Here is a 22940-nt window from a genome sequence, read left to right as displayed (position 1 = left end):
ACGCTCGTGGCGCGGCGGGCTGGCGCCGGGGTGCCCATTGGACGGTCCAGCCCAGCGTCGTGCTGAGCCGGGCTCAGGTCAGCAGGGTGACCGCGCCCGAGAAAGTGAAAAAGGCCGCCACCGTGGTCACCAGGATGATGCGGGCGATGCGCCCATTGTCGGCGCCCAGTCGCTCGGCCAGCAGCGAGACATTGCTGGCGCTGGGCAGGGCCGCGACCAGCACGATGACGGTGAGCGCGAACGGGTCCAGCGGCACGCCCATCTCCCGCGCCGCCAGCCCCACGGCCAGCACCAGCAGCGGGTGCAGCAGCAGCTTCATCAGCGCCACCGGCACATAGTCGTTCACGGGCATGGGGTGGCTGGACTGGATCTGCGAGCGCGCCAGCACCGCGCCGATGGTGAACAGCGCGACCGGCGAGGCCGCGTCGGCGAGCAGCCAGGCGGTCTTTTCCACCGGGCCGGGCAGGCGGAACTGCACATACGAAGCCACCGCGCCGAGCAGGATGGCCCAGGGCATGGGGTTGGCCGCCGCGCCCTTGAGCGCCTTCTTGCCCGCGTCGATCATGGCCTCACGACCGTGGCCCTCGCCCTCGTCCAGCCGCGAGAGCGCCACGCACAGCGAGCTCGTGATCACCATGTCCACCAGCATCGTCAGGATCGCCGGCCCGGCGGCGGCCGACCCCAGCAGCGCCACCAGCAACGGCACGCCCATGAAACCGGAGTTCGGAAACGCCGCCACCAGCGCGCCCAGCGAGGCGTCGTTCCAGCGGATGCGGCGGTTCATGGTCCAGACGATGGCAAAGGCCACCATCACCAGCCCGCAGAGCAGGTAGACCCCGGCGACCGACACATCCAGCAGCTGCGCGATCGGCGTGGTCGAGCCGAAGCGGTAGAGCATGCAGGGCAGCGCGAAATACAGCACAAAGCCGTTGAGCCCCGGGATCGCCTCCAGCGGCAGCATGCGCCGGCGCGCGGCCACGTAGCCCGCGAGCACCAGCGCGAAGAAGGGGAAGGTGACGAGCAGGATGTTCAGCACCGGGCGATTGTCTCAGGCCCCGGGATCGCGCCCCGTCAACTCAGGCACACTCAAACGCACCACAACGGCGATCTCTCCCATCCACGCCGTGCCGCCCAACCGTTTGCTGTCACACCCCATGCTGATTTACCTGATCGTCTTCATCGAGGGCTTCTGTTCCCTGGGCGCCGAGATCATCGCGCTGCGCCGCCTCGTGCCCCACGTGGGCAGCTCCATCATCGTCACCGCGCCGACCATCGGCTTCTTTCTGTTTGCGCTGGCCGTGGGTTACGCCACCGGTGGCAAGGTGGTGGACGGCCACCTGCGGCGCGTCGCCCGCAACTTCCTGCTGGCGGGCCTGATCGCCGGCGTCGGCCTGGCCGGCCCCACGGTCCAGGCCATCTTCACCCACATTCAGCCGGGCGTGCTGGCCTACCTGGTGTTCATGGCCGTGGTGCTGTGCCCCATCGCCTGGCTGCTGGGGCAGACGGTGCCCGTGCTGAGCAACCTCATGAAGCACAGCCACGTGGGCCAGGCCAGCGGCATGGCGCTGTACTGGTCCACCCTCGGCTCCTTTCTCGGCTCGGTCTCTCTCTCGGTGTTCGTGATGCAGTGGTTCGGCGTCTCCACGGCGGTGGTCGCCTGCGCCATGGGCCTGCTCGCCGGCGCGCTGATGCTGGAGCACCGGCGCTGGCACCATGCGCTCGCGCCCCTGCTGGGCGCGGGCATCGTGGTGGCCGCCAACCTCGGTCCCGTGGCGGCGGCCGACACCGCCTACGCCGACTACCAGGTCAGGACGCTGGCCCTGCCCGACCAGGTCAACCCCCGCTTGTTCATGGTCAACCGCTCCCACTCGTCCCAGACGGACGACAGCCAGCCGCCGAAAACCCACCGCTACATCCAGCACCTGCGCCAGGCGCTGCTGGACGACCTGGGCTTCAAGGACAAAGACATCCTGGTGCTCGGCGCGGGCGGCTTCACCCTGTCGCAAGGCGAGCCGCTGAACCGCTACACCTATGTGGACATCGACCCCGCGATCCGGGCCATCGCCGAACAGCACTTTCTCAAGGCCCCGGCCAACGGCGGATTCATCGCCGAGGACGCGCGGCGTTTTGTCGCGGGCACCGAGCGGCGGTTCGACGCCGTGGTGGTCGATGTCTACAGCGATCGGGCGTCCATCCCCAGCCACCTCGTCACCCGCGAGTTCTGGATTGCGTCCCGCCGCGCCCTGCATCCCCAGGGCGTGCTGATGGCCAACCTGATTCTGGACAGCAAGCTGGCCACGCCCTACGCCCGCCACGTGCTGGAGACCCTGGAGAGCGTGTACGGGCGCTGCGACACCGCCGTGCTGCAAAAGGGGCAAGCGTTCGCCAACGTGATCGCCACCTGCCACGCCAGCAGCCAGCCCTCAGCGCCCGGCATCTACACCGACGAACACAACCAGGCCGATCTGGAGAAGTTCGGCGTGCGCCTGCGCTGAGCCCGCTCCCGTATCATTCGCCGCTCCCACCCGTCCCACCCATGTCCGCCGGTCTCAACCTCGCCCAACTCGAAGCCGTGAACCACGTGGGCGGCCCCTGTCTGGTGCTGGCGGGCGCGGGCTCGGGCAAGACGCGCGTGATCACGCACAAGATCGGTCGCCTCATCACCGCCGGCCTCGCGGCCGACCGCATCGCCGCCATCACCTTCACCAACAAGGCCGCCGCCGAAATGCGCGAGCGCGCCAAACACCTGGTGGGGCGTGACGCGAAGAAGGTGCTGATCTGCACCTTCCACGCGCTGGGCGTGAAGCTGCTGCGCGAGGACGGCGAGGTGCTGGGCCTGAAGAAGAACTTCAGCATCCTCGACACCGACGACATCACCAGCATGCTCAAGGACTGCGGCGGCACTACCGACGCCAACATCGCGCGCGGCTGGCAGTGGGCGATCAGCGCCCTGAAGAGCGCGGGCCTGAATTCAGGCCAGGCGCTTGCCGCAGCAAAGGACGACAACGAACGGATCACCGCGACCATCATGGCGCGCTACGAGGAGCGCCTCACCGCCTACCAGAGCGTCGATTTCGACGACCTGATCAGCCTGCCGCTCAAGCTGCTCACCGAGCACCTGGACGTGCGCGAGCGCTGGCAGAAGAAGATGGGCCATGTGCTGGTGGACGAGTACCAGGACACCAACGCCACCCAGTACGAGCTGTTGAAGCTGCTGGTGGGCGAACGCGCGCGCTTCACCGCCGTGGGCGACGACGACCAGTCCATCTACGGCTGGCGTGGCGCCACACTGGACAACCTCAAGCGCCTGCCGCAGGACTTTCCCGAGCTCAAGGTCATCAAGCTGGAGCAGAACTACCGCTCCACCAGCGCCATCCTGCGCGCGGCCAACAACGTGATCGGCCCCAACCCCAAGCTGTTCCCCAAGACGCTGTGGAGCGACCTCGGCGAAGGCGAGCCGGTGCGCGTGGTCGATGCCGACAACGAGGAGCACGAGGCCGAGCGCGCGGTGGCGCGCATCCAGAGCCTGCGCACCACCTCGCCGCACAAGGAGTTTCGCGACTTCGCCATCCTCTACCGCGCCAACCACATGGCGCGCTCGTTCGAGCAGTCGCTGCGCCGCGCCCAGATTCCCTACAAGGTCTCGGGCGGTCAGAGCTTCTTCGACAAGGCCGAGATCCGCGACCTCTGCGCCTGGCTGCGCCTGCTGGTGAACAACGACGACGACCCGGCGTTCTTGCGCTCAGCGACCACGCCCAAACGCGGCATCGGCCACACCACGCTGCAGGCGCTGGGCAACTTCGCCACGCAATACAAACTGAGCCTGTTCGAGGCCCTGTTCTCCCACTCGCTGGGCGCCACGCTGCCCGCGCGCGCCGTGGCGACGCTGCACGAGTTTGGCCGCGCGGTGAACGACCTCGAATACCGCGCCAAACACACGGTGGGCCACGAAGCCGCGCGCGCCTTCCTCACCGAGTGGCTCAAAGACATCGCCTACGAAAAGCACCTGTACGACAGCGAAGACAACGAGAAGGTGGCCGCGGCGCGCTGGACCAACGTGGTGGAGTTCTGCGACTGGGTGGCCGGACGCTGCGGCGGCCAGATCGAAGACGAAGCCGGCGTGCAGACCGAAACGGAACGCAAGACGCTGCTCGAAGTGGTGCAGACCATCGCCCTGCTCTCCACCCTGAGCGAGCGCGAGAAGGACCAGAACGTGGTGACGCTCTCCACCTTGCACGCCTCCAAGGGGCTTGAGTGGCCGCACGTGATGCTGGTGGGCGTGAACGAAGGCCTGCTGCCGTTCAAGATGGACGAAGAAAGCAACCGCGACGCCAGCGCCGAGAGCCTGGCGCAGCGCCTGCAGGAAGAGCGCCGCCTGATGTACGTGGGCATCACGCGCGCGCAGCGCACGCTGGCCGTGAGCTGGCTCAAGCGCCGCAAGAAAGGCCGCGAAAGTGTGCCCGGCATGGCGAGCCGCTTCATCAAGGAAATGGCGCTGGACCAGAACACCGTGAAAGAAGACCCGCGCGAAAAGCTGCGTGCGCTGCGCGCCGAGTTCGCGCAACGCGCCACCGAACAGGCCGCCATCAAGGCGGCCGAGACACCGTGAAGCCCATGCGAACACTCGCCGTGGGCATCGCCAGCGCCTGGCTGGCGCTGAGCACGCCCGCTCAGGCACAGGTGGAGGGTAGGCCGCTTGAGCCTTGCCCTCCCTTGCGGGATGTGAAGCCGGCCGATTTGTACGGACTGTGGCAATTCAGCCTGTGGCCCATCGGCGGCAACGAGATCGACGCCATCTCGCGCGGAGCCATGCTGCTCGAAGCCCACCCCGAATACCCGGGCAGCGTGCGCGGCCAGCTGCAACGCAGCACGCGGACCGACGAGGTAAAGGCAGAGGTGTCGGGCGACGTGACCGACGGCGGGTTCAACCTCGACGAGTCCGACGACGGCGTCGCCATGAGCGCGGTGTGGACCGGGGACCTCTCCCCCACCGACTGCCGGCTCGACATCCGCGGCACCCGCCGCGCGGCCGAAGGGCGGTCCGGCGGTGATCCCGACTGGAACTTCCGCCTGATCAAAACGCCAACGAGCCGGTGACCAAGGGCCCCGCAGCCCGTCGGCCCATGGGTCGGCTGCGCGTCAGGGCTGAGCGTCGTCGATCAGCGCCGCGTTGACCTGGCGGATGCGATCGTCTTCGTAATAACCGCCGTACTCGGTGTAGCGCAGGAAGGGCCGGGCGCAGGCCTTGCAGGTCCACACATCGCAGCGGTTGTAGGGAAAAAAGGCGGGCGCGATCGGCGCGTCGATCGACCAGCCGTGTGTGCCTCGCGGGTGGTGCTCCATGACCGTGGGCTCATCGACATCTTCGCGCCGCAATGTGCCCACCCGATGCAACACCGAGGTGTCGAAAGCCGAATGCACCGACTCCCAGCCGGGACACACCAGCGGCGCGCAGGTGGCGCAGCGGCCGGGCCGCTCGGCATGCGCGAGCGCGGCCAGTTCGGCGGCCGACAGCGGCGGCAAGGCGTCAGCGCTCATGGGCGGGCACGATCCTCACGATCCGCTTGGCGCCATACGGACAGTAGCCCGGCTTGGGCCCCACGTGCGGGTGTTTGCGGCAGGTGTCCGGCCGCTGTTCATAGACCGTGCAGCGCCGCGTCTTCGCGTCCAGAAACTGGCAGTCCCCGCTGGCGCGGCGGGCCAGCGTGAAGACGCTGTGCTTGAAGTTGAAATGGTCGATCAGCCCGGCTTTGTCCAGTCGCTTGGCGATCTGCTTGGGCGCCTCGTGCTCGACCTCGAACGGGTCCACCAGGCCCAGGCGCACCAGCTCGGGCAGGCGCACCTCGACCGGCATGGTGCAGCAGTTGGCCACACAGCTGTCGCACAGACCGGCGCGGTGGCGCGTCCAGGTGTCGGGACGGTCAACTTCGACGGTGTGGATCGAGGATTTCAAAGAGGGGCCCGCAAAGCAAAACGCCCAGCGGGTGCTGGGCGTTTTTTTGTGTTTGGTGGCCTGGGACGGAATCGAACCATCGACACGCGGATTTTCAATCCGCTGCTCTACCAACTGAGCTACCGGGCCAAACAGAAGCGGAATTGTAGCAGCTTCTTGGACCGTTTCTGGCCCTGCCCGTGCTCAAAGCGCATTGCGTTTGCTGCGGGCGAGGTCCACGCCCAACTGTTTGAGCTTTCGGTAGAGGTGGGTGCGCTCCAGACCGGTCTTTTCGGCCACACGGGTCATGGAGCCAGACTCCTTGGCCAGGTGGTATTCGAAATAGGCTTTCTCGAACTCGTCGCGCGCTTCGCGCAGTGGGCCTTCGAGGTTGAACGACTGCAGCGACTGAGGACCGATGTCGAGCACCATGTCGGGCAGTGTGCCGCCGGTCATCGCGGCTTCGACGGTCAGGTCGGCCGGGGCGATCATGGCCGCGGGGTTCTTCTGCAGTGAGGGCGCGAGGGGCTTGACCGCTGTTTTGTTCAGGCCCACGTCCACCGCCTTGAGCAGCTTCTGCAGCGTGATGGGTTTTTCGAGGAACGCGGTGGCACCGATGCGCGTGGCTTCCACGGCGGTGTCGATGGTGGCGTGGCCGCTCATCATGATCACCGGCATGGTCAGCAGGCCGGTGCTGGCCCACTCCTTGAGCAGGCTCACACCGTCGGTGTCGGGCATCCAGATGTCGAGCAGCACGAGGTCGGGCCGGAACTGGGTGCGCAGCGCGCGCGCCTGAGCCGCGTTTTCAGCCAGCTCGACCGTGTGACCCTCGTCGTTGAGGATCTCGGACAGCAGGTCGCGTATCCCCAGTTCGTCGTCTACCACCAGAATAGTTGCCATGGCGCGGAATGCTTCCCTCTGTCAATGTTGTCAAATCGCAACTGCGAATGATAACGACACTTGGGCACCCACAATCTTGTGGTCGATCAAGCGGTTGCTGATGTCCACGCGGCCACCGTGCTCTTCCATCATCTTCTTGACGACCGCGAGACCGAGCCCGGTGCCCTTGGTTTTCGTGGTGACGTAGGGCTCGAAGGCGCGCTTGAGGATGTGCTCGGCAAACCCCGGACCCTGGTCGATCACCGCCAGACGCACCCACTGACCACCCTCGGTGTGGCGGGTGCGCAGCAGCACGAAGGCGTCGGGTTGTCCGGCCATGGCGTCCTGCGCGTTCTGCACCAGGTTGTGCAGGATCTGGCGCATCTGCTGCGGATCGGCCATCACCGGTGGGATGTGCTCATCAAGCTCGCAGCGCACCGGCACCACGGCGTGGTCGTAGAGCACGAGGATGTCGCGCACCAAGGCGTTGAGATCGGTCGCCACCAGATGGGCGGCGGGCAGGCGCGCGTAGTCTCGGAATTCATTGACCAGCCGCTTCATCGCGTCGACCTGGTCCACGATGGTGCGCACAGACTTGTTGAGGATCGCCTGTTCGGCAGGCTGGACCTTGCCTTCGAGCTTCATGGCCAGGCGCTCGGCCGAGAGCTGGATGGGCGTCAAAGGGTTCTTGATTTCGTGCGCCAGGCGCCGCGCCACCTCGCCCCAGGCCTGCGCGCGCTGGGCCGAAACCATCTCGGACACATCGTCGAACACCAGCAGGCGCTCGTTGTTGGGCAGCAGCGCACCGCGCGCGATCAGCGTGACACCTTCGTCCAGGGGCGTTCGGCCATGGGGCCCCAGCTCAAAGGACTGTTGCCAATGCCCCCCCTCGTGCGGCGTGTCCTCCGACAGGAAACGGTCAAACTGCGCCAGCACGCTGGCACCAAAGGCCTCCAGCCCCGGCACCTCGGCCAGCGACTGGCCCATGTGCAGGACCAGCGGTGTGCGCAGGATGCGCGCCGCGCCGGGGTTGACGCTGCGCAGCCGCCCCTGTTCGTCGAGCACGGCCACGCCCGCGGTGAGGTTGTCCAGGATGGTCTGCAGGTTGCTGCGCGCCGCGTCCACCTGTTGCATGCTGAGCTGCACCGCGTTGCGGGCATCGGCCAGGTCTTGCGTCATGTGAGCAAAGGTGCGTGTGAGCCCGGCGAGCTCGTCGCGCGAGGTCAGCGCGGCCTTGGGCGAGAGATCACCTTGCGCCACCTCGCGCATGCCTTCGGCCAGCACCAGCAGCGGACGCACCATCTGGTTGCCCAGCAACACAGCCAGCAGCACCGCGCCGAACACCGAGAGGAACAGCGAGAGTGTGAGCGTGCCGATGTACATGCGGCGCAGGCCTTCGCGCCCGAGCGCCCGCTCCTGGTACTCGCGGTTGGCGACCTGCACCGCCAGCGCGTCGGTGACCAGGGCGGCGGGCAGCGGCACGGCGACCTGCAGGTAGCGCGACTCGTCTTCCAGGCCAAACCCGGGCGCGCGCACCAGGGCCAGCACCTTGATGCGTGCCTGCCCCACCGCCAGCTCCGCCTGCTCGGCGCCGTCGCTGCCCTCTTCCAGCCCTTCGATCTGCGTCACCACCCGGTTGGCGCGCACGCTGCGCAGCACGGCCGTCGCGGGGCGGTTGGGCGTGAAATCGAAACGCGAGGCACCCGCGGTGGCCAAGGCCTGTCCCGAGCTGCTCCAGAGCACCATGTCGCTGGCGCCGAGCTGCCTGCGCAGGCGCTCCATGGCCAACAAGGCTGACGTTGAAGGCAGCCGGGCCAGCTCTTCGGCGGCCATGCGGGTTTTGCCGCTGAGGTCGGCGCTCAGGGTGTCGAGCGTGGTGCGACCCAGGTTGAGGCCGGCGGCCAGCGCCGACTCGACGCGCACGTCGAACCAGCTCTCGATGGACCTGGCCACGAACTGGTAGGACACCGCATAGATCAGCACCCCCGGCAACACACCGACCAGCCCGATGATGGCCGCCAGCTTGAGCAGCAGCTGACTGCCAAACTTGCCGCGCCTCAACCGCATGATCAGCCGCATGGCAAGCCAGACGATGACGAGGAACAGCAGCACTGCGACCGCCACGTTCACCGCCGCCAGCCAGGCGAAATTCTGCTCGTAGAAGGCGCGGTTGCGGGTGGCCAGCGTGAGCAGGAACAGGAGCACCATGCCCAGCCCGGTCATGAACACCAGGGCGGCCACCAGAGCCCAGCGCTTGCGGCGGGCCGCCTTGTGGTCGAGGCGGGCGCTGTCGGTGCTCACGTGGTGGGGCGGCTGTGGCACGCGATGAACGGCATCAGCGCGCATCGGGCGCGGCAGCAGATTCAGGGCGGGGGTCGGCCTCGTTGTTCGCGGGCACGTCCAGGTTGCGCTGGACCTCGATCACCCAGTCGGGCTGGTTCACCATGCCGATCTGGAACGGTCGCGGCAGCAGAGAGAGGTCGAGCCGGAAGCGCCACTGCGCCTGGTAGCGAACACCCTCCTCCAGCCGGCCGGGCTCGGCAATCTGCCAGTTGACCACACGGCTGATGCCCGCCAGCGCGTCGGGCAGCGAGTCGAAGTTCTGGTGCAGCGCGTATTGCAATCCCGTGCCAATGGCGCCACCGTCGGTGGACAGGCTCACGCGCCAGCGACGGGTGAGCGGCTGGTAAGCCAGCCTGAGGGTGCGCGCGGCGGCGCTGATGCGCTTGTCGGTCCAGTACCAGCGCTCGCGCACCACCTCGGTCTGCCAGGCGAAATAGATGGGGACGCCTTTGAGCAAGGCGTCCTCCACGGCCGGCGAGGGCGCCAGTGCCAGGCGCACCGAGAGTTGAAGGCCGTCGGCGCTGCGCTGAAGGCTGCTCTGCAGCACCTCGGGCCCACGCGCCTGCGCTGGCAGAGCCTGCAGCAACAGCAGCAGGGCACAAACGGCTGCCAGCAGCCAGCGCCACAGCGGCTTCACAGCGGCTGTGGGCTGCGCTCCGTCAAGGCAGGACCTTGTCCAGGCGGGCGTAATAAAAGCCGTCGTATCCACCCGGTTCATTGTCGTTGAACTCCCCGCCAGGGGCGGCGGTTCCAGGGAGCAAATGCCCTGGTGAGGGGGCCAGAACGGCGTCGGTGTGGCGTTCAAGGAACGCCCGGACCTGATCCTGGCCCTCGGCATGGAACACCGAGCAGGTGCAATAGACCAGCCGACCGCCCGGTTTGAGCAGCGGCCACAAGGTGTCGAGCAGGCGCCGCTGGATGGCGACCAGCTGCTCCACGTCGGTGGCCCGGCGCAACCAGCGCACGTCGGGGTGGCGGCGCACGATGCCGGCGGCGGTGCAGGGCGCGTCCAGCAGGATGGCATTGAACGGGCGACCGTCCCACCAGGTGTCGGGCTGGCCCGCATCGGCCGCCTTCACCTCGGCCTGGAAGCCCAGGCGGCGCAGGTTGTCGTGGATGCGTTCGCAGCGCTGGGCGTCCACATCCAGCGCGAGCAGGTCCAGATCGGCCCGCTCCAGCAGGTGGGCGGTCTTGCCGCCAGGCGCCGCGCAGGCGTCGAGCACCCGGTCGTTCGCGCTCCACTCGCGGCCGTCCAGCAGCAAGCCGGCCGCCAGCTGGGCCGCGCCGTCCTGCACCGAGCAGTGCCCTTGCGCAAAACCGGGAAGGCGGTCGACCGGCAGCGGCGTGGCCATCACCAGCCCATCCTCGCCCAGCGCCTGCGTCTCCAGCCCCAGGTCGCTCAGCGTCCGGGCATAGGCGTCGCGTGCGACGAGGCGTCGGTTGACGCGCAGCACCATCGGCCCTGGCCGGTTGCTGGCCTGCAGGATGGTCTGCCAGTGGTCCGGATGGTCGCGCTGCAGCCGTTCGATCCACCAGCGAGGGTGGTTCCAGCGCGCCACCGGATCCTGTGCCACGCTCTCCAGCAGCGTGCGGCGCTCCCGCAGGAAGCGGCGCAGACAGGCGTTGAGAAAGCCGGCCTGCATGCGGGTTTCGCGTGCGAGCTTGGCCGCGTCCACGGCCTGGTTCACCACGGTGTGCGGCTGGTATTGCAAACCTTCTTCGTCCGCGATCAGCACGGCCAGCGACGCATGCAGCAAGGCAAGCACCGGCGGTGCGGGCGCCCGCTGGGCCAGCCGCTGCGCCACGGCACGCGCCGTGCCCAGGTGGCGCAACGCCTGAAAGCTCAGCGCCTGGGTGCCAGGCCGCATCCCGGCGGGCACGCGTGGCAGCACCTCGCTGAGCGAATGCCCCTGCTCGACCGCCAGCACGCAGCGGGCGGTCTCATGCAACAGGGCCCCCAGGCTGGGGGCAAGCCGGGGTGATGCGCTTTGATGATCGATGGACATTCAGCGGGAGGGATCTGTAAAGGGTTCAGCTCAAGGTCCAGCCGGGTGCCGTGACGCCGGGTGGCGCTGGCGGCGTGGTCGAGGCCGTGACGGGGTCGTGCGCATCGTTGCGCTCGAGTGACAGCGGGCCCATCTGGCGGCCGTAGATGCGGCGCACCCGCTGCGCCAGCGACGGATGGGAATCGAACCAGTGTGCCACCCTTCCGTCCTCGCTCCCCACCAGCAGCATGTGCTGCACCGTCGAGCCCATCCGCCGGAACACCACACCTTCGTTCTGCTGGCTCATGATCTTGCGCAGGACGCCGCCCAGCCCGTCGCGGTTGCGTGTCCACTGCACCGCGCGGGCGTCGGCCAGGTACTCGCGCTGGCGCGACACCGCCGCCTGCAGGGCATGCCCGGCCACCCAGCCCAGCCAGCCCGCGGCCATGATGGCCACGCCCAGCAGCGAAGCGGCCATGCGGCGTTCCCTCACATCGGGCTCGGCCAGGTGCTGCCCCATGCGAAACAGCATCTCCAGGCCAAACACCATGCCCATCAGGCGCATGTTCAGGCGGGTGTCGCCTTCGCGGATGTGACTGAACTCGTGTGCCACCAGACCCTGCAACTCCTCGCGGTTGAGGTGCTCCAGCGCTCCCGCGGTGACCGCCACCACCGCGTCGTCCTCGTCCCAGCCGGTGGCGAAGGCGTTGATGCCCTGGTCACGCGCCAGCACCATCGCCTGCGGCCGCTTCATGCCCGAAGAGATCGCCATCTCATCGACGATGTTGGCAAACCGGTGTTCGTCAAAGTGGCTGCCCGGCTGGGCCAGCCGCGCCCCCATCTGCTCGGCCAGCGCCCGCCCGCCCCCGGACAGGCGCGAGGTTTCCACCCACCAGCCGCCCAGCACGAACAGCAGCGTGACCGCGGTGTTGACCTCAAAAAAGTGGCGAGGGACCATCGCACCCGGCACCCAGAAACTCCAGGTCAGCCCCCAGGCCAGGGCGAGCGCTGCGTTGACCGCCACCACCAGCAACAGCACGGTGAGGCCAAACGCCAGCAGCAGCTTGAGCGTCTGCCCGCGCGCCTCGCGTTGGGACTCAAAGATCAGCACAGCGTTTCACGCTCGAAACGACAGCGACACGCTCACCCCGGAGTGCGTGCCCCACCCAACGCACGCCGAAGATCCGGCTCCGCCGGTCCAAGGGCGCGGTCCCCCTGGGGGGAAGCCGCGAAGCGGCGCAGGGGGGTGCATCAAAAACTCACCTTCACCGCCGCACGTTCGGCTTCGTTCTGGGTGGACTGCAGCATCGACTGCGGCTGGAAGTTGAACAGCCGGGCCACGATCAGCGCCGGGAACTGGGCCGCCGCGTCGTTGAATTCCAGCACGTGGTCGTTGTAGGCCTGGCGCGCAAAACCGATGCGGTTTTCGGTGCTGGACAGCTCCTCGCTCAGTTCGCGCATGGTCTGGTCGGCCTTCAGGTCCGGGTAGGCCTCGGCCACCGCAAACAGCCGGCCCAAAGCGCCACCGAGCACCTGCTCGGCACCGGCCAGCGCGCCGATGGCGCCCGCGTTCAACGGGCTCGCCGCCGCCGACTGCTCGGCGCTGCGCGCCTGGTTGCGGGCCGCGATCACGGCCTCCAGGGTCTGGGCTTCGTGCGCGAGGTACTTGCGCGCGACCTCGACCAGGTTGGGAATCAGGTCGTAGCGGCGCTTGAGTTGCACGTCGATCTGGCCAAAGGCATTGGCGATCGCGTTTTTCAGGCGGGTCAACCGGTTGAAGGCGCCCACGGCCCAGAACACCAGCAACAGAACCACCGCGAGCACGATCCACGAGACAGCCGACATATTGAGATCTCCGTTGGAGTTGACGCCAGACAGCGCCCGGCGAGCGCTGGGCAATATACCCCAGCCCCTCCGCGGCGTGCCGCGCGCGCCCGACCCGCGTCCCGAAAAAAAAGCCCCCGACCTGACGGTCGGGGGCTTTTGGGGGGCGGGCGGTGAAGCTTTATTCGGCCGCGTCGCTGGTGCTGGAGGCGTCGGCCTGGTCGGCCGCCAGCGACATCGCATCGGCTTCGGCGATGGCCCGGCGCTCTTCGTCGTCCATCTTCTCCTTGACCTTGCGCGCCTCGTGGTAGGCCATGCCGGTACCGGCCGGGATCAGGCGACCCACGATCACGTTTTCCTTCAGACCACGCAGTTCATCGCGCTTGCCCATGATGGCGGCTTCGGTCAGCACGCGGGTGGTTTCCTGGAAGGAAGCCGCCGAGATGAACGAGTCGGTCGACAACGAAGCCTTGGTGATGCCCAGCAACACGTTGGTGTAGGTCGGCGCGATCTTGCCTTCGGCGTGCAATGCATCGATGGTGTTCAGGATCTCCGAACGCTCGACCTGCTCGCCAGCGATGTACGACGAATCGCCCACGCTGTCGACGATCACGCGGCGCAGCATCTGGCGAACGATCACCTCGATGTGCTTGTCGTTGATCTTCACACCTTGGAGTCGGTACACGTCCTGCACCTCGTCCACGATGTAACGCGACAGCTCTTCGATCCCCAGCAGGCGCAGGATGTCCTGCGGGTCGGCCGGACCGTCGACCACGCTCTCGCCCTTGTTGACCACCTGGCCTTCGTGCACCAGGATGTTCTTTTCCTTGGGGATGAGCTCGTCCCAGATCTTGCCTTCCGGATCGGTGATCTGCAGGCGGACCTTGCCTTTGGTTTCCTTGCCGAACGACACGGTACCGGTCATCTCGGCCAGCATGCCCTTGTCCTTCGGGCTGCGGGCTTCGAACAGCTCGGCCACACGCGGCAGACCGCCGGTGATGTCGCGCGTCTTCTGGCCTTCGACCGGGATGCGGGCGAGCACGTGGCCGGGGCCGACGTCCTGACCGTCGCGCACTTCCAGCAGCGCGCCGATCTGGAAGCCCACCGTCACCGAGTGGTCGGTGCCGGGGATCTTCACTTCGTTGCCCTGGGCGTCGAGCAGCTTGACCAGCGGACGCACCACCTTGGCCGAACCGCGGTGCTTCGGATCGATCACCACCAGCGAGGACAGACCGGTCACGTCGTTGACCTGCTTGGCCACCGTCAGACCCTCTTCCACGTTCTCGAACTTCACCTGACCGGCGAATTCCGTGATGATGGGTCGGGTCAGCGGGTCCCAGTTCGCCAGGACCGCGCCGGCCTTGATCTGCTGGTCGGCCTTGACCGCCAGGATCGCGCCGTACGGCACCTTGTGACGCTCGCGCTCGCGACCGATTTCGTCGTGGATGATGATTTCGCCGGAACGCGCGATCACCACCAGCTCGCCCTTGCTGTTCGTCACATAACGCATCGTGGCGTTGAAGCCGATCGCGCCACTGGACTTGGCTTCCACGCTGGAGGCCACCGCCGCACGCGACGCCGCACCACCGATGTGGAAGGTGCGCATCGTCAGCTGCGTGCCGGGTTCACCGATGGACTGCGCAGCGATCACACCGACAGCTTCGCCGATGTTGACCAGGCCACCACGGCCCAGGTCGCGGCCATAGCACTTGGCGCAGATGCCGAAACGGGTTTCACAGGTCAGTGCGGTGCGCACCTTGACCTCGTCCACGCCGATGACTTCCAGCTCGTCGAGCATGTCTTCGTCCAGCAGCGTGCCGGCCGGCAGCAATGTCGCGCGGGTCTCGGGGTGCACCACGTCTTCGGCGACGGTACGGCCCAGGATGCGGTCGCGCAGCGACTCGATCACTTCACCGCCTTCGACGATGGCGCGCATCACCGTGCCGTTGCTCGTGCCGCAGTCCTGGCTGTTGACCACCAGATCCTGCGTCACGTCGACCAGACGGCGGGTCAGGTAACCCGAGTTGGCCGTCTTCAGCGCCGTGTCGGCCAGGCCCTTTCGGGCACCGTGGGTGGAGATGAAGTACTGCAACACGTTCAGACCTTCACGGAAGTTCGCCGTGATGGGGGTCTCGATGATGGAGCCGTCGGGCTTGGCCATCAGGCCGCGCATGCCGGCCAGCTGGCGGATCTGCGCCGCAGAGCCACGGGCACCCGAGTCGGCCATCATGTAGATGGAGTTGAACGACTCCTGGTCCACTTCCTTGCCGTGGCGGTCCATGGTCTTCTGCTTGGCCAGCTGGGCCATCATGACCTTGGAGATCTCGTCACCGGCCTTGCCCCAGATGTCCACCACCTTGTTGTAGCGCTCGCCGGCGGTCACCAGACCCGAAGCGTACTGCTGGGCGATTTCTTTCACTTCCTTCTCGGCGCGGTCGATGATGGCCGGCTTTTCCTTGGGCACCAGCATGTCATCCACGCAGATGGAGATGCCGGCGCGCGTGGCCAGACGGAAACCGTTCTGCAGCAGCTTGTCGGCAAACACCACGGTCTCTTTCAGACCGCACTTGCGGAAGGAGACGTTGATCAGCTTGGAGATCTCCTTCTTCTTCAGCGCCTTGTTCAGCACCTCAAAAGGCAGACCCTTGGGCAGGATTTCCGACAGCAGGGCACGGCCGACCGTCGTGTCCACCAGCGAGGTGCTGGTCACGAATTCGCCGGTTTCCTTGTTCTTGGTCGACTCGGTCAGGCGCACGCTGATCTTGGCGGTGATTTCCACCACGCCGTTGTCCAGCGCACGCTGCAGCTCGGCCAGATCCGAGAAGATCATGCCCTCGCCCTTGCCGTTGATGCGTTCGCGGGTCGCGTAGTACAGACCCAGCACCACGTCTTGCGACGGCACGATGGAAGGCTCGCCGTTGGCCGGGAACAGCACGTTGTTCGAGGCCAGCATCAGGGTGCGGGCTTCGATCTGGGCTTCCACCGACAGCGGCACGTGAACGGCCATCTGGTCACCGTCGAAGTCGGCGTTGAACGCCGCGCAAACGAGGGGGTGCAGCTGGATCGCCTTGCCTTCGATCAGGATGGGTTCAAAGGCCTGGATGCCCAGGCGGTGCAGCGTGGGTGCGCGGTTCAGCATCACCGGGTGCTCTTTGATCACCTCTTCCAGGATGTCCCACACCACCGGCGTGCCGCTCTCGACCTCCTTCTTCGCGGCCTTGATGGTGGTCGCGATGCCACGCTGTTCCAGCTGGGCGAAGATGAAAGGCTTGAACAGTTCGAGCGCCATCAGCTTGGGCAGGCCGCACTGGTGCAGCTTGAGCGTCGGGCCCACCACGATGACCGAACGTCCCGAGTAGTCGACGCGCTTGCCCAGCAAGTTCTGGCGGAAACGACCGCTCTTGCCCTTGATCATGTCGGCCAGCGACTTCAGCGCGCGCTTGTTGGCGCCCGTCATGGCCTTGCCACGGCGACCGTTGTCCAGCAGCGAGTCCACGGCTTCCTGCAGCATGCGCTTTTCGTTGCGCGCGATGATTTCAGGGGCCTTGAGTTCGAGCAGACGGCGCAGGCGGCTGTTGCGGTTGATGACGCGGCGGTACAGGTCGTTCAGGTCGGAGGTCGCGAAGCGGCCACCGTCCAGGGGCACCAACGGACGCAGGTCCGGCGGCAGCACGGGCAGCACGTCGAGCACCATCCACTCGGGCTTGATGCCCGACTTCTTGAAGGCTTCCAGCACCTTCAGGCGCTTGGCGTTCTTCTTGATCTTCAGCTCGGAGCCGGTCAGGTCGTTGCGCAGCTTCTCGATCTCGATGTCGAGGTCGATGGCCTGCAGCAGTTCCTTGATGCCCTCGGCGCCCATCTTGGCGATGAACTCGTCGCCGTATTCCTTGCGCTTGGCGTCGTAGTCGTCCTCGGACATGATCGCGAACTTCTTCAGCGGGGTCATGCCGGGATCGACGATCACATAGGCTTCGAAGTACAGCACGCGCTCGATGTCGCGCAGCGTCATGTCCAGAATCAGGCCCAGACGCGAGGGCAGCGACTTCAGGAACCAGATGTGGGCGCAGGGCGCGGCCAGGTCGATGTGACCCATGCGCTCGCGGCGCACCTTGGTCTGCGTGACTTCAACGCCACACTTCTCGCAGATCACGCCGCGGTGCTTGAGGCGCTTGTACTTGCCGCACAGGCATTCGTAGTCCTTGATGGGACCAAAAATCTTGGCGCAGAACAGGCCATCGCGTTCGGGCTTGAACGTGCGGTAGTTGATGGTTTCGGGCTTCTTCACTTCGCCGAAAGACCACGAGCGGATTTTTTCCGGCGAGGCCAGGCCGATGCGGATGGCATCGAAATGCTCGTCGGGCGTGAACTGCTTGAACAGGTCGAGTAATGATTTCATGGGGTCAATCCTTGTCTTACCGGCGAATTAGGAGCGTTCGAGTTCGATGTCGATACCGAGCGAGCGAATTTCCTTGACCAGCACGTTGAACGACTCGGGCATGCCCGCTTCGATCGAGTGCTCGCCCTTGACGATGCTTTCGTACACCTTGGTGCGGCCCTGCACGTCGTCGGACTTGACGGTGAGCATTTCCTGCAGGATGTACGAAGCGCCATAGGCTTCCAGCGCCCACACCTCCATCTCGCCGAAACGCTGACCACCGAACTGCGCCTTGCCGCCCAGCGGCTGCTGGGTGACCAGGGAGTACGGGCCGGTGGAACGGGCGTGCATCTTGTCGTCGACCAGGTGGTGCAGCTTCAGGTAGTGCATGTAGCCCACCGTCGTCTTGCGCTCGAAAGCGTCACCCGTGCGACCGTCGTACAGCTGCGCCTGGGTGCGGGTCTCGGTCAGGCCCTTGGCCTTGGCGATGTCGTCCGGGTAGGCCAGCTGGAGCATGTCCATGATTTCCTTCTCGGAAGCGCCATCGAACACCGGCGAGGCGAACGGCACACCGCGGGTCAGCTCCTGTGCCATGTCACGCAGTTCAGCGTCGCTCATCAACGCCAGGTCTTCCTTGCGACCGGTGGTGTTGTAGATCTGCTCCAGGAAACCGCGCACTTCGCTGGTCGCGGCTTCGCGCTGCAGCATGTCGCCGATGCGCTGACCCAGGCCCTTGCCTGCCCAGCCCAGGTGGACTTCGAGCACCTGACCGATGTTCATGCGCGAAGGCACGCCCAGCGGGTTCAGCACGATGTCGACCGGCGTGCCGTCGGCGAGGTGGGGCATGTCTTCCACGGGGGTGATCTTGGAGACCACACCCTTGTTGCCGTGGCGGCCGGCCATCTTGTCACCTGGCTGCAGGCGGCGCTTGACGGCCAGGTAGACCTTGACCATCTTCAGCACGCCGGCCGGCAGCTCGTCGCCTTGCGTGAGCTTCTTGCGCTTTTCTTCAAAAGCGAGGTCGAAGCTGTGGCGCGTCTGTTCCATGGAGTTCTTGATCGACTCCAGCTGGGCGGCCACGTCGTCTTCCGCCGGGCGGATGTCGAACCAGTGGTACTTCTCGACATCGTCCAGGTAGGCCTTGTCGATCTTGGTGCCCTTGGACAGCTTCTTCGGGCCGCCGTTGGCGATCTTGCCGATCAGCAACTTCTCGATGCGGTCGAAGGCGTCGGCTTCCACAATGCGCAGCTGGTCGTTCAGGTCCAGGCGGAAACGCTTCAGTTCGTCGTCGATGATCTGCTGGGCACGCTTGTCGCGCGTGATGCCTTCGCGGGTGAAGACCTGCACGTCGATCACGGTGCCTTGTGAGCCCTGGTCCACGCGCAGCGAGGTGTCCTTCACGTCGGAAGCCTTCTCGCCGAAGATGGCGCGCAGCAGCTTCTCTTCAGGCGTCAGCGTGGTCTCGCCCTTGGGCGTGACCTTGCCGACCAGCACGTCGCCGGGCAGCACTTCGGCACCGACGTAGATGATGCCGGAGTCGTCCAGGCGGTTGAGCTGCTGCTCGGCCAGGTTGGGGATGTCGCGGGTGATTTCTTCCGCGCCCAGCTTGGTGTCGCGCGCCATGACCACGAGTTCCTCGATGTGGATCGAGGTGTAGCGGTCTTCGGCGACCACACGCTCGGAGATCAGGATCGAGTCTTCGAAGTTGTAGCCGTTCCAGGGCATGAAGGCGATCAGCATGTTCTGGCCGATCGAGATTTCACCCAGGTCGGTCGAAGCGCCGTCGGCGATCACGTCACCCTTGGCCAGCAGATCGCCCTTCTTGACGATGGGGCGCTGGTGGATGTTGGTGTTCTGGTTGGAACGCTGGTACTTGATGAGGTTGTAGATGTCCACACCGACTTCACCGGCCACGGCTTCGGCGTCGTTCACGCGGATCACGATGCGGGTCGCGTCCACGTAATCGACCACACCACCGCGCTTGGAAGTCACCACCGTGCCGGAGTCGATCGCGGCCACGCGCTCGATGCCGGTGCCGACCATGGGCTTCTCGGGCCGCAGCACGGGCACGGCCTGGCGCGACATGTTGGCGCCCATCAGCGCGCGGTTCGCGTCGTCGTGTTCCAGGAAGGGCACCAGCGAAGCGGCCACCGACACGATCTGCGCGGGCGACACGTCCATGTACTGGATGGTCTCGGCCGGTGTCAGGATCGATTCGCCTTTTTCACGAGCCGAGATCAGGTCGCCAGACAGCTTGCCTTCTTTGTCCAGCGTCGCATTGGCCTGGGCAATGACGTACTTGCCTTCTTCGATGGCCGACAGGTAGTCGATCTGGTTGGTGACCTTGGCGTCCACCACCCGGCGGTACGGGGTTTCGATGAAACCGTACTCGTTCAGACGGGCGTACAAGGCCAGCGAGTTGATCAGGCCGATGTTCGGACCTTCCGGCGTTTCGATCGGGCACACACGACCGTAGTGGGTCACGTGCACGTCGCGCACCTCGAAGCCGGCACGCTCGCGGGTCAGACCGCCCGGGCCCAGGGCCGACACGCGGCGCTTGTGCGTGATTTCTGCCAGCGGGTTGGTCTGGTCCATGAACTGCGACAGCTGGGACGCACCGAAGAACTCCTTCAGGGCCGCGGAAATCGGCTTGGAGTTGATCAGGTCGTGCGGCATCAGCGGCTCTTGCTCGGCTTGGCCCAGACGCTCCTTCACGGCCTTCTCGATACGGGCCAGACCGGTGCGGTACTGGTTTTCGGCGAGTTCGCCGACGCAACGCACGCGACGGTTGCCCAGGTGGTCGATGTCATCGACTTCACCACGGCCGTTGCGCAGGTCCACCAGGATCTTGACCACGGCCAGGATGTCCTCGTTGGACAGCACCATGGGGCCGGTGGACTCGTCGCGGCCCACGCGAGCGTTGAACTTCATGCGGCCCACGCGCGACAGGTCGTACGTGTCCGGGTTGTAGAACAGGCGGTGGAACAGGGCCTGCACGGCGTCTTCGGTCGGCGGCTCGCCGGGGCGCATCATGCGGTAGATGGCCACGCGCGCGGCGAATTCGTCGGCGGTTTCGTCGGCACGCAGGGTCTGGCTGATGTAGGCGCCCTGGTCGAGTTCGTTGGTGTAGAGGCACTGCAGGTCCTGCACGCCAGCGGTGCGCAGTTTCTTCAGCAGCACTTCGGTCAACTCGTCGTTGGCCTTGGCGATGATCTCGCCGGTGTCGGCGTCCACGATGTTGCGGGCGACCACGCGACCGATCATGAAGTCTTCTGGCACGCTGATGTGCGTGGTGCCCGACTGCTCCAGCTCGCGGGTGTGGCGCACGGTGATGCGCTTGTCCTTGGCGACCACGACCTTGCCGGCCTTGTCGGTGATGTCGAAGCGCGCCACTTCACCGCGCAAGCGCTCGGGCACGAAGGCCATCTGCGCGCCGCTGTCCATCAGGCGGAAGTGGTCGTTGACGAAGAAGTTGGCCAGGATGGTTTCCGGCGTCAGGCCGATGGCCTTGAGCAGGATGGTGACCGGCATCTTGCGGCGGCGGTCCACGCGGAAGAACAGCACGTCCTTCGGATCGAATTCGAAATCGAGCCAGGAACCGCGGTAGGGAATGATGCGGGCCGAGAACAGCAGTTTGCCCGAGCTGTGCGTCTTGCCCTTGTCATGTTCAAAGAACACACCCGGCGAGCGGTGCAGCTGAGACACGATCACGCGCTCGGTGCCGTTGATGATGAAGGAGCCCTTGTCGGTCATCAGGGGCACTTCGCCCATGTAGACCTCTTGCTCTTTCACTTCCTTGATCACCTTGGACTGGGCGGTCGAAGACTCGCGATCGTAGATGATCAGCTGCACGCGGGCGCGCACGGCGGAGGCAAAGGTCAGGCCACGAGTCTGGCATTCACGCACGTCGAACGCCGGCTTGGCCAGGTTGTACTCGACGAACTTCATCTCGACAAAACCGTTGTGCGAGACGATGGGGAAGGCGGCTTCGAACGCGGCCTGCAGGCCTTCGTTGGTGCGCTTCTTGGGTGCGCTGTCGGCTTGCAGGAACGCGGTGTAGGCGTCCTTTTGCATCTGCAGGAGGTAGGGAATCGCGAGCACGTTTTCGCGGCTGCCAAAACTCTTGCGGATGCGCTTGCGTTCGGTGTATGAGTATTTCGATGCGGATGCCATGAGATCTCCGGACTTGAGGTCTGCGGCGACTGATCGGTCATCCCGACGCGTCAAACGGCGGGTGACATGCTTGGCGGCTGGCCTCTACCAACCATTGGCGGACGGCCTGTGCATTGCACACAGGCCCGAACCAAGTCGTCTTCTGCAGTCGGGGTCAGAAGACAGTCAAAAGTGGGCTTGTTCTGATTTCCTGTCGACCTCTGAGAGATCGGGAAAACCAGCATCCAGCCGATTTTTGGCTGTGCTCTGAAAGCACCAAAGGCTGGAGGCCCTTTCGAGCACTCCAGCCCCTGAACGGAACCGAATTACTTCAGTTCGGCCTTGGCACCGGCTTCCACCAGCTTCTTCACAGCGGCTTCAGCGTCGGCCTTGGCGATCGCTTCTTTCACGTTCTTCGGAGCGCCGTCGACCAGGTCCTTGGCTTCTTTCAGGCCCAGACCGGTGATTTCGCGCACGGCCTTGATGACGGAGACCTTGTTGGCGCCGGCTTCGAGCAGCACGACGTTGAATTCGGTCTTCTCTTCAGCGGCAGCAGCGCCAGCACCTGCACCACCAGCGGCCGGAGCGGCCATGGCGGCGGCGGACACGCCGAACTTCTCTTCGATGGCTTTCACCAGGTCGTTGAGTTCCATGACCGTCATGCTGTCCAGCGAGGTCAGAAATGCGTCTTTATCGAATGCCATTTTGATTTCCTAACAATTGGTTAAACAAACGCGCCGCGCATCAAGCTGCGGCTGCGTCTTCTGCCGGGGCGGCGGGTTCGGCTGCAGGTTCTGCAACCGCTTCTGCCGGAACGGCAGCGCCTTCGCCTTTTTTCGCCGCCAACGCGCCCAGCACCACGGCCGTGCGTGAAATGGGCGACATCAGCAAGCCACACAGCTGGGCCAACAGCACTTCTTTCGAAGGGATGCTGGCGAGCTGCTTCACGCCCTCGACGTCCAGGACTTTGCCACCGTAAACGCCTGCGCGAATCACCAGCTTGTCGTTGGTTTTCGCGAACTCGGCCACCACTTTCGCGGCGGCCACGGCGTCTTCGGAGAAGCCATAGATCAGCGGACCGGTCATCTGGTCACCGGCCACTTCAAAACTGCTGCCAACCACAGCACGGCGCGCCAGGGTGTTCTTCAGAACACTCAGCGTGACACCGTTGCTGCGTGCATTGACGCGCAGTTTGTCCATGGCAGCGACCGTGATGCCGCGGTATTCCGCTATCACGAGCGTTTGAGCTTTTGCGGCGAGGCTGGTCACTTCAGAAATGACCGCTTCTTTCTCACTGCGATTCAGACTCAAGGTCTACTCCTTCAATGTGCCTTCGGTCAGAGACCTCCGGCACGCTTCATTGCAGCGACCAACTGTTTCGGGAATCAGATTCCATCTGCAGCGGGATCGCCATCTGCGTTGGCTTTTCACAATTAAGTCAGAGCGCACC

16 protein-coding genes and 1 tRNA gene are annotated in these 22940 nt (G+C 65.6%); 3 read left to right on the top strand and 14 right to left on the bottom strand.

Annotated elements, in window-relative coordinates; translation table 11 throughout:
• Positions 1-73: 73 nt before the first annotated feature.
• The gene (locus IM738_RS24580; RefSeq protein ID WP_236963625.1) at positions 74-1036 is read right to left on the bottom strand and encodes an AEC family transporter; all 963 of its coding nucleotides are present in this window, start codon (positions 1034-1036) and stop codon (positions 74-76) included.
• 118 nt (positions 1037-1154) lie between these two features.
• On the opposite strand from IM738_RS24580, the gene IM738_RS24575 reads away from it, so the two are divergent.
• The 3 genes from IM738_RS24575 to IM738_RS24565 are packed head-to-tail and all read left to right on the top strand — an operon-like array spanning position 1155 to position 5097.
• Positions 1155-2495 carry a fused MFS/spermidine synthase gene (locus IM738_RS24575; protein ID WP_236963624.1) on the top strand — a complete coding sequence of 447 codons (1341 nt, stop codon included), beginning with the start codon at positions 1155-1157 and terminating at the stop codon, positions 2493-2495.
• A gap of 41 nt (positions 2496-2536) precedes the next feature.
• Positions 2537-4609, top strand: coding sequence for an ATP-dependent helicase (locus tag IM738_RS24570; RefSeq protein WP_236963623.1), 2073 nt, complete (start codon positions 2537-2539; stop codon positions 4607-4609).
• A 5-nt stretch (positions 4610-4614) separates the two neighbouring features.
• The gene (locus IM738_RS24565; protein WP_236963622.1) at positions 4615-5097 is read left to right on the top strand and encodes a hypothetical protein; all 483 of its coding nucleotides are present in this window, start codon (positions 4615-4617) and stop codon (positions 5095-5097) included.
• Positions 5098-5139: 42 nt separating this feature from the next.
• Here IM738_RS24565 and IM738_RS24560 read toward each other — a convergent pair whose 3' ends face one another.
• From IM738_RS24560 to rplJ, 13 genes are all read right to left on the bottom strand, one after another.
• Entirely contained in the window at positions 5140-5538 is a 399-nt protein-coding gene (locus IM738_RS24560; protein WP_236963621.1) for a hypothetical protein, read from the bottom strand.
• Entirely contained in the window at positions 5528-5953 is a 426-nt protein-coding gene (locus IM738_RS24555) for a YkgJ family cysteine cluster protein (RefSeq protein WP_236963620.1), read from the bottom strand. Before IM738_RS24555 ends, IM738_RS24560 begins: the two co-directional genes overlap by 11 nt.
• A 53-nt stretch (positions 5954-6006) precedes the next feature.
• Positions 6007-6082 (bottom strand) — tRNA-Phe (locus IM738_RS24550).
• Positions 6083-6136: 54 nt separating this feature from the next.
• Positions 6137-6832, bottom strand: a complete 696-nt coding sequence (locus IM738_RS24545) for a response regulator (RefSeq protein ID WP_236963619.1) — start codon at positions 6830-6832, stop codon at positions 6137-6139.
• 30 nt (positions 6833-6862) lie between these two features.
• Entirely contained in the window at positions 6863-9157 is a 2295-nt protein-coding gene (locus IM738_RS24540; protein ID WP_442908468.1) for an ATP-binding protein, read from the bottom strand.
• Positions 9147-9791: a DUF4390 domain-containing protein gene (locus tag IM738_RS24535; protein WP_236963618.1), complete on the bottom strand. Its 645-nt coding sequence runs from the start codon at positions 9789-9791 to the stop codon at positions 9147-9149. The genes IM738_RS24540 and IM738_RS24535 overlap by 11 nt, the downstream gene beginning before the upstream one ends.
• 22 nt (positions 9792-9813) lie before the next feature.
• Positions 9814-11103, bottom strand: a complete 1290-nt coding sequence (gene rsmB / locus IM738_RS24530) for a 16S rRNA (cytosine(967)-C(5))-methyltransferase RsmB (protein WP_236963617.1) — start codon at positions 11101-11103, stop codon at positions 9814-9816.
• A gap of 82 nt (positions 11104-11185) precedes the next feature.
• Positions 11186-12250 (bottom strand): M48 family metalloprotease, encoded by a 1065-nt coding sequence (locus IM738_RS24525; RefSeq protein WP_236963616.1) that lies wholly within the window; start codon positions 12248-12250, stop codon positions 11186-11188.
• Between the two features lie 140 nt (positions 12251-12390).
• The gene (locus tag IM738_RS24520; RefSeq protein WP_236963615.1) at positions 12391-12984 is read right to left on the bottom strand and encodes a LemA family protein; all 594 of its coding nucleotides are present in this window, start codon (positions 12982-12984) and stop codon (positions 12391-12393) included.
• Positions 12985-13144: 160 nt separating this feature from the next.
• A complete protein-coding gene (gene rpoC, locus IM738_RS24515; RefSeq protein ID WP_236963614.1) occupies positions 13145-17359 on the bottom strand; it encodes a DNA-directed RNA polymerase subunit beta' in 4215 nt (1404 codons plus the stop codon).
• Positions 17360-17386: 27 nt separating this feature from the next.
• Positions 17387-21511, bottom strand: coding sequence for a DNA-directed RNA polymerase subunit beta (rpoB, locus tag IM738_RS24510; RefSeq protein WP_236963613.1), 4125 nt, complete (start codon positions 21509-21511; stop codon positions 17387-17389).
• Between the two features lie 305 nt (positions 21512-21816).
• On the bottom strand, positions 21817-22194 hold the full coding sequence (gene rplL / locus IM738_RS24505; protein ID WP_236963612.1) for a 50S ribosomal protein L7/L12: 378 nt from the start codon (positions 22192-22194) through the stop codon (positions 21817-21819).
• A gap of 40 nt (positions 22195-22234) precedes the next feature.
• Positions 22235-22801: a 50S ribosomal protein L10 gene (gene rplJ, locus IM738_RS24500; protein WP_236963611.1), complete on the bottom strand. Its 567-nt coding sequence runs from the start codon at positions 22799-22801 to the stop codon at positions 22235-22237.
• Between the last annotated feature and the right edge of the window lie 139 nt (positions 22802-22940).

This window comes from Hydrogenophaga sp. SL48 (genome assembly GCF_021729865.1).
In the GTDB taxonomy this organism is placed as follows: domain Bacteria; phylum Pseudomonadota; class Gammaproteobacteria; order Burkholderiales; family Burkholderiaceae_C; genus Hydrogenophaga.
The sequence above is the reverse complement of the archived record's forward strand: the minus strand, read 5'-3'. Positions and strand labels throughout refer to the sequence as shown.

Excerpts from the sequence above, each read along its gene's own strand:
- IM738_RS24575 (WP_236963624.1), top strand. The coding sequence starts at position 1,155 with ATGCTGATTTACCTGATCGTCTTCATCGAGGGCTTCTGTTCCCTGGGC.
- IM738_RS24570 (WP_236963623.1), top strand. The coding sequence starts at position 2,537 with ATGTCCGCCGGTCTCAACCTCGCCCAACTCGAAGCCGTGAACCACGTG.
- IM738_RS24565 (WP_236963622.1), top strand. The coding sequence starts at position 4,615 with ATGCGAACACTCGCCGTGGGCATCGCCAGCGCCTGGCTGGCGCTGAGC.
- IM738_RS24560 (WP_236963621.1), bottom strand. The coding sequence starts at position 5,538 with ATGAGCGCTGACGCCTTGCCGCCGCTGTCGGCCGCCGAACTGGCCGCG.
- IM738_RS24545 (WP_236963619.1), bottom strand. The coding sequence starts at position 6,832 with ATGGCAACTATTCTGGTGGTAGACGACGAACTGGGGATACGCGACCTG.
- IM738_RS24540 (WP_442908468.1), bottom strand. The coding sequence starts at position 9,157 with ATGCGCGCTGATGCCGTTCATCGCGTGCCACAGCCGCCCCACCACGTG.
- IM738_RS24520 (WP_236963615.1), bottom strand. The coding sequence starts at position 12,984 with ATGTCGGCTGTCTCGTGGATCGTGCTCGCGGTGGTTCTGTTGCTGGTG.
- rpoC (WP_236963614.1), bottom strand. The coding sequence starts at position 17,359 with ATGAAATCATTACTCGACCTGTTCAAGCAGTTCACGCCCGACGAGCAT.
- rpoB (WP_236963613.1), bottom strand. The coding sequence starts at position 21,511 with ATGGCATCCGCATCGAAATACTCATACACCGAACGCAAGCGCATCCGC.
- rplL (WP_236963612.1), bottom strand. The coding sequence starts at position 22,194 with ATGGCATTCGATAAAGACGCATTTCTGACCTCGCTGGACAGCATGACG.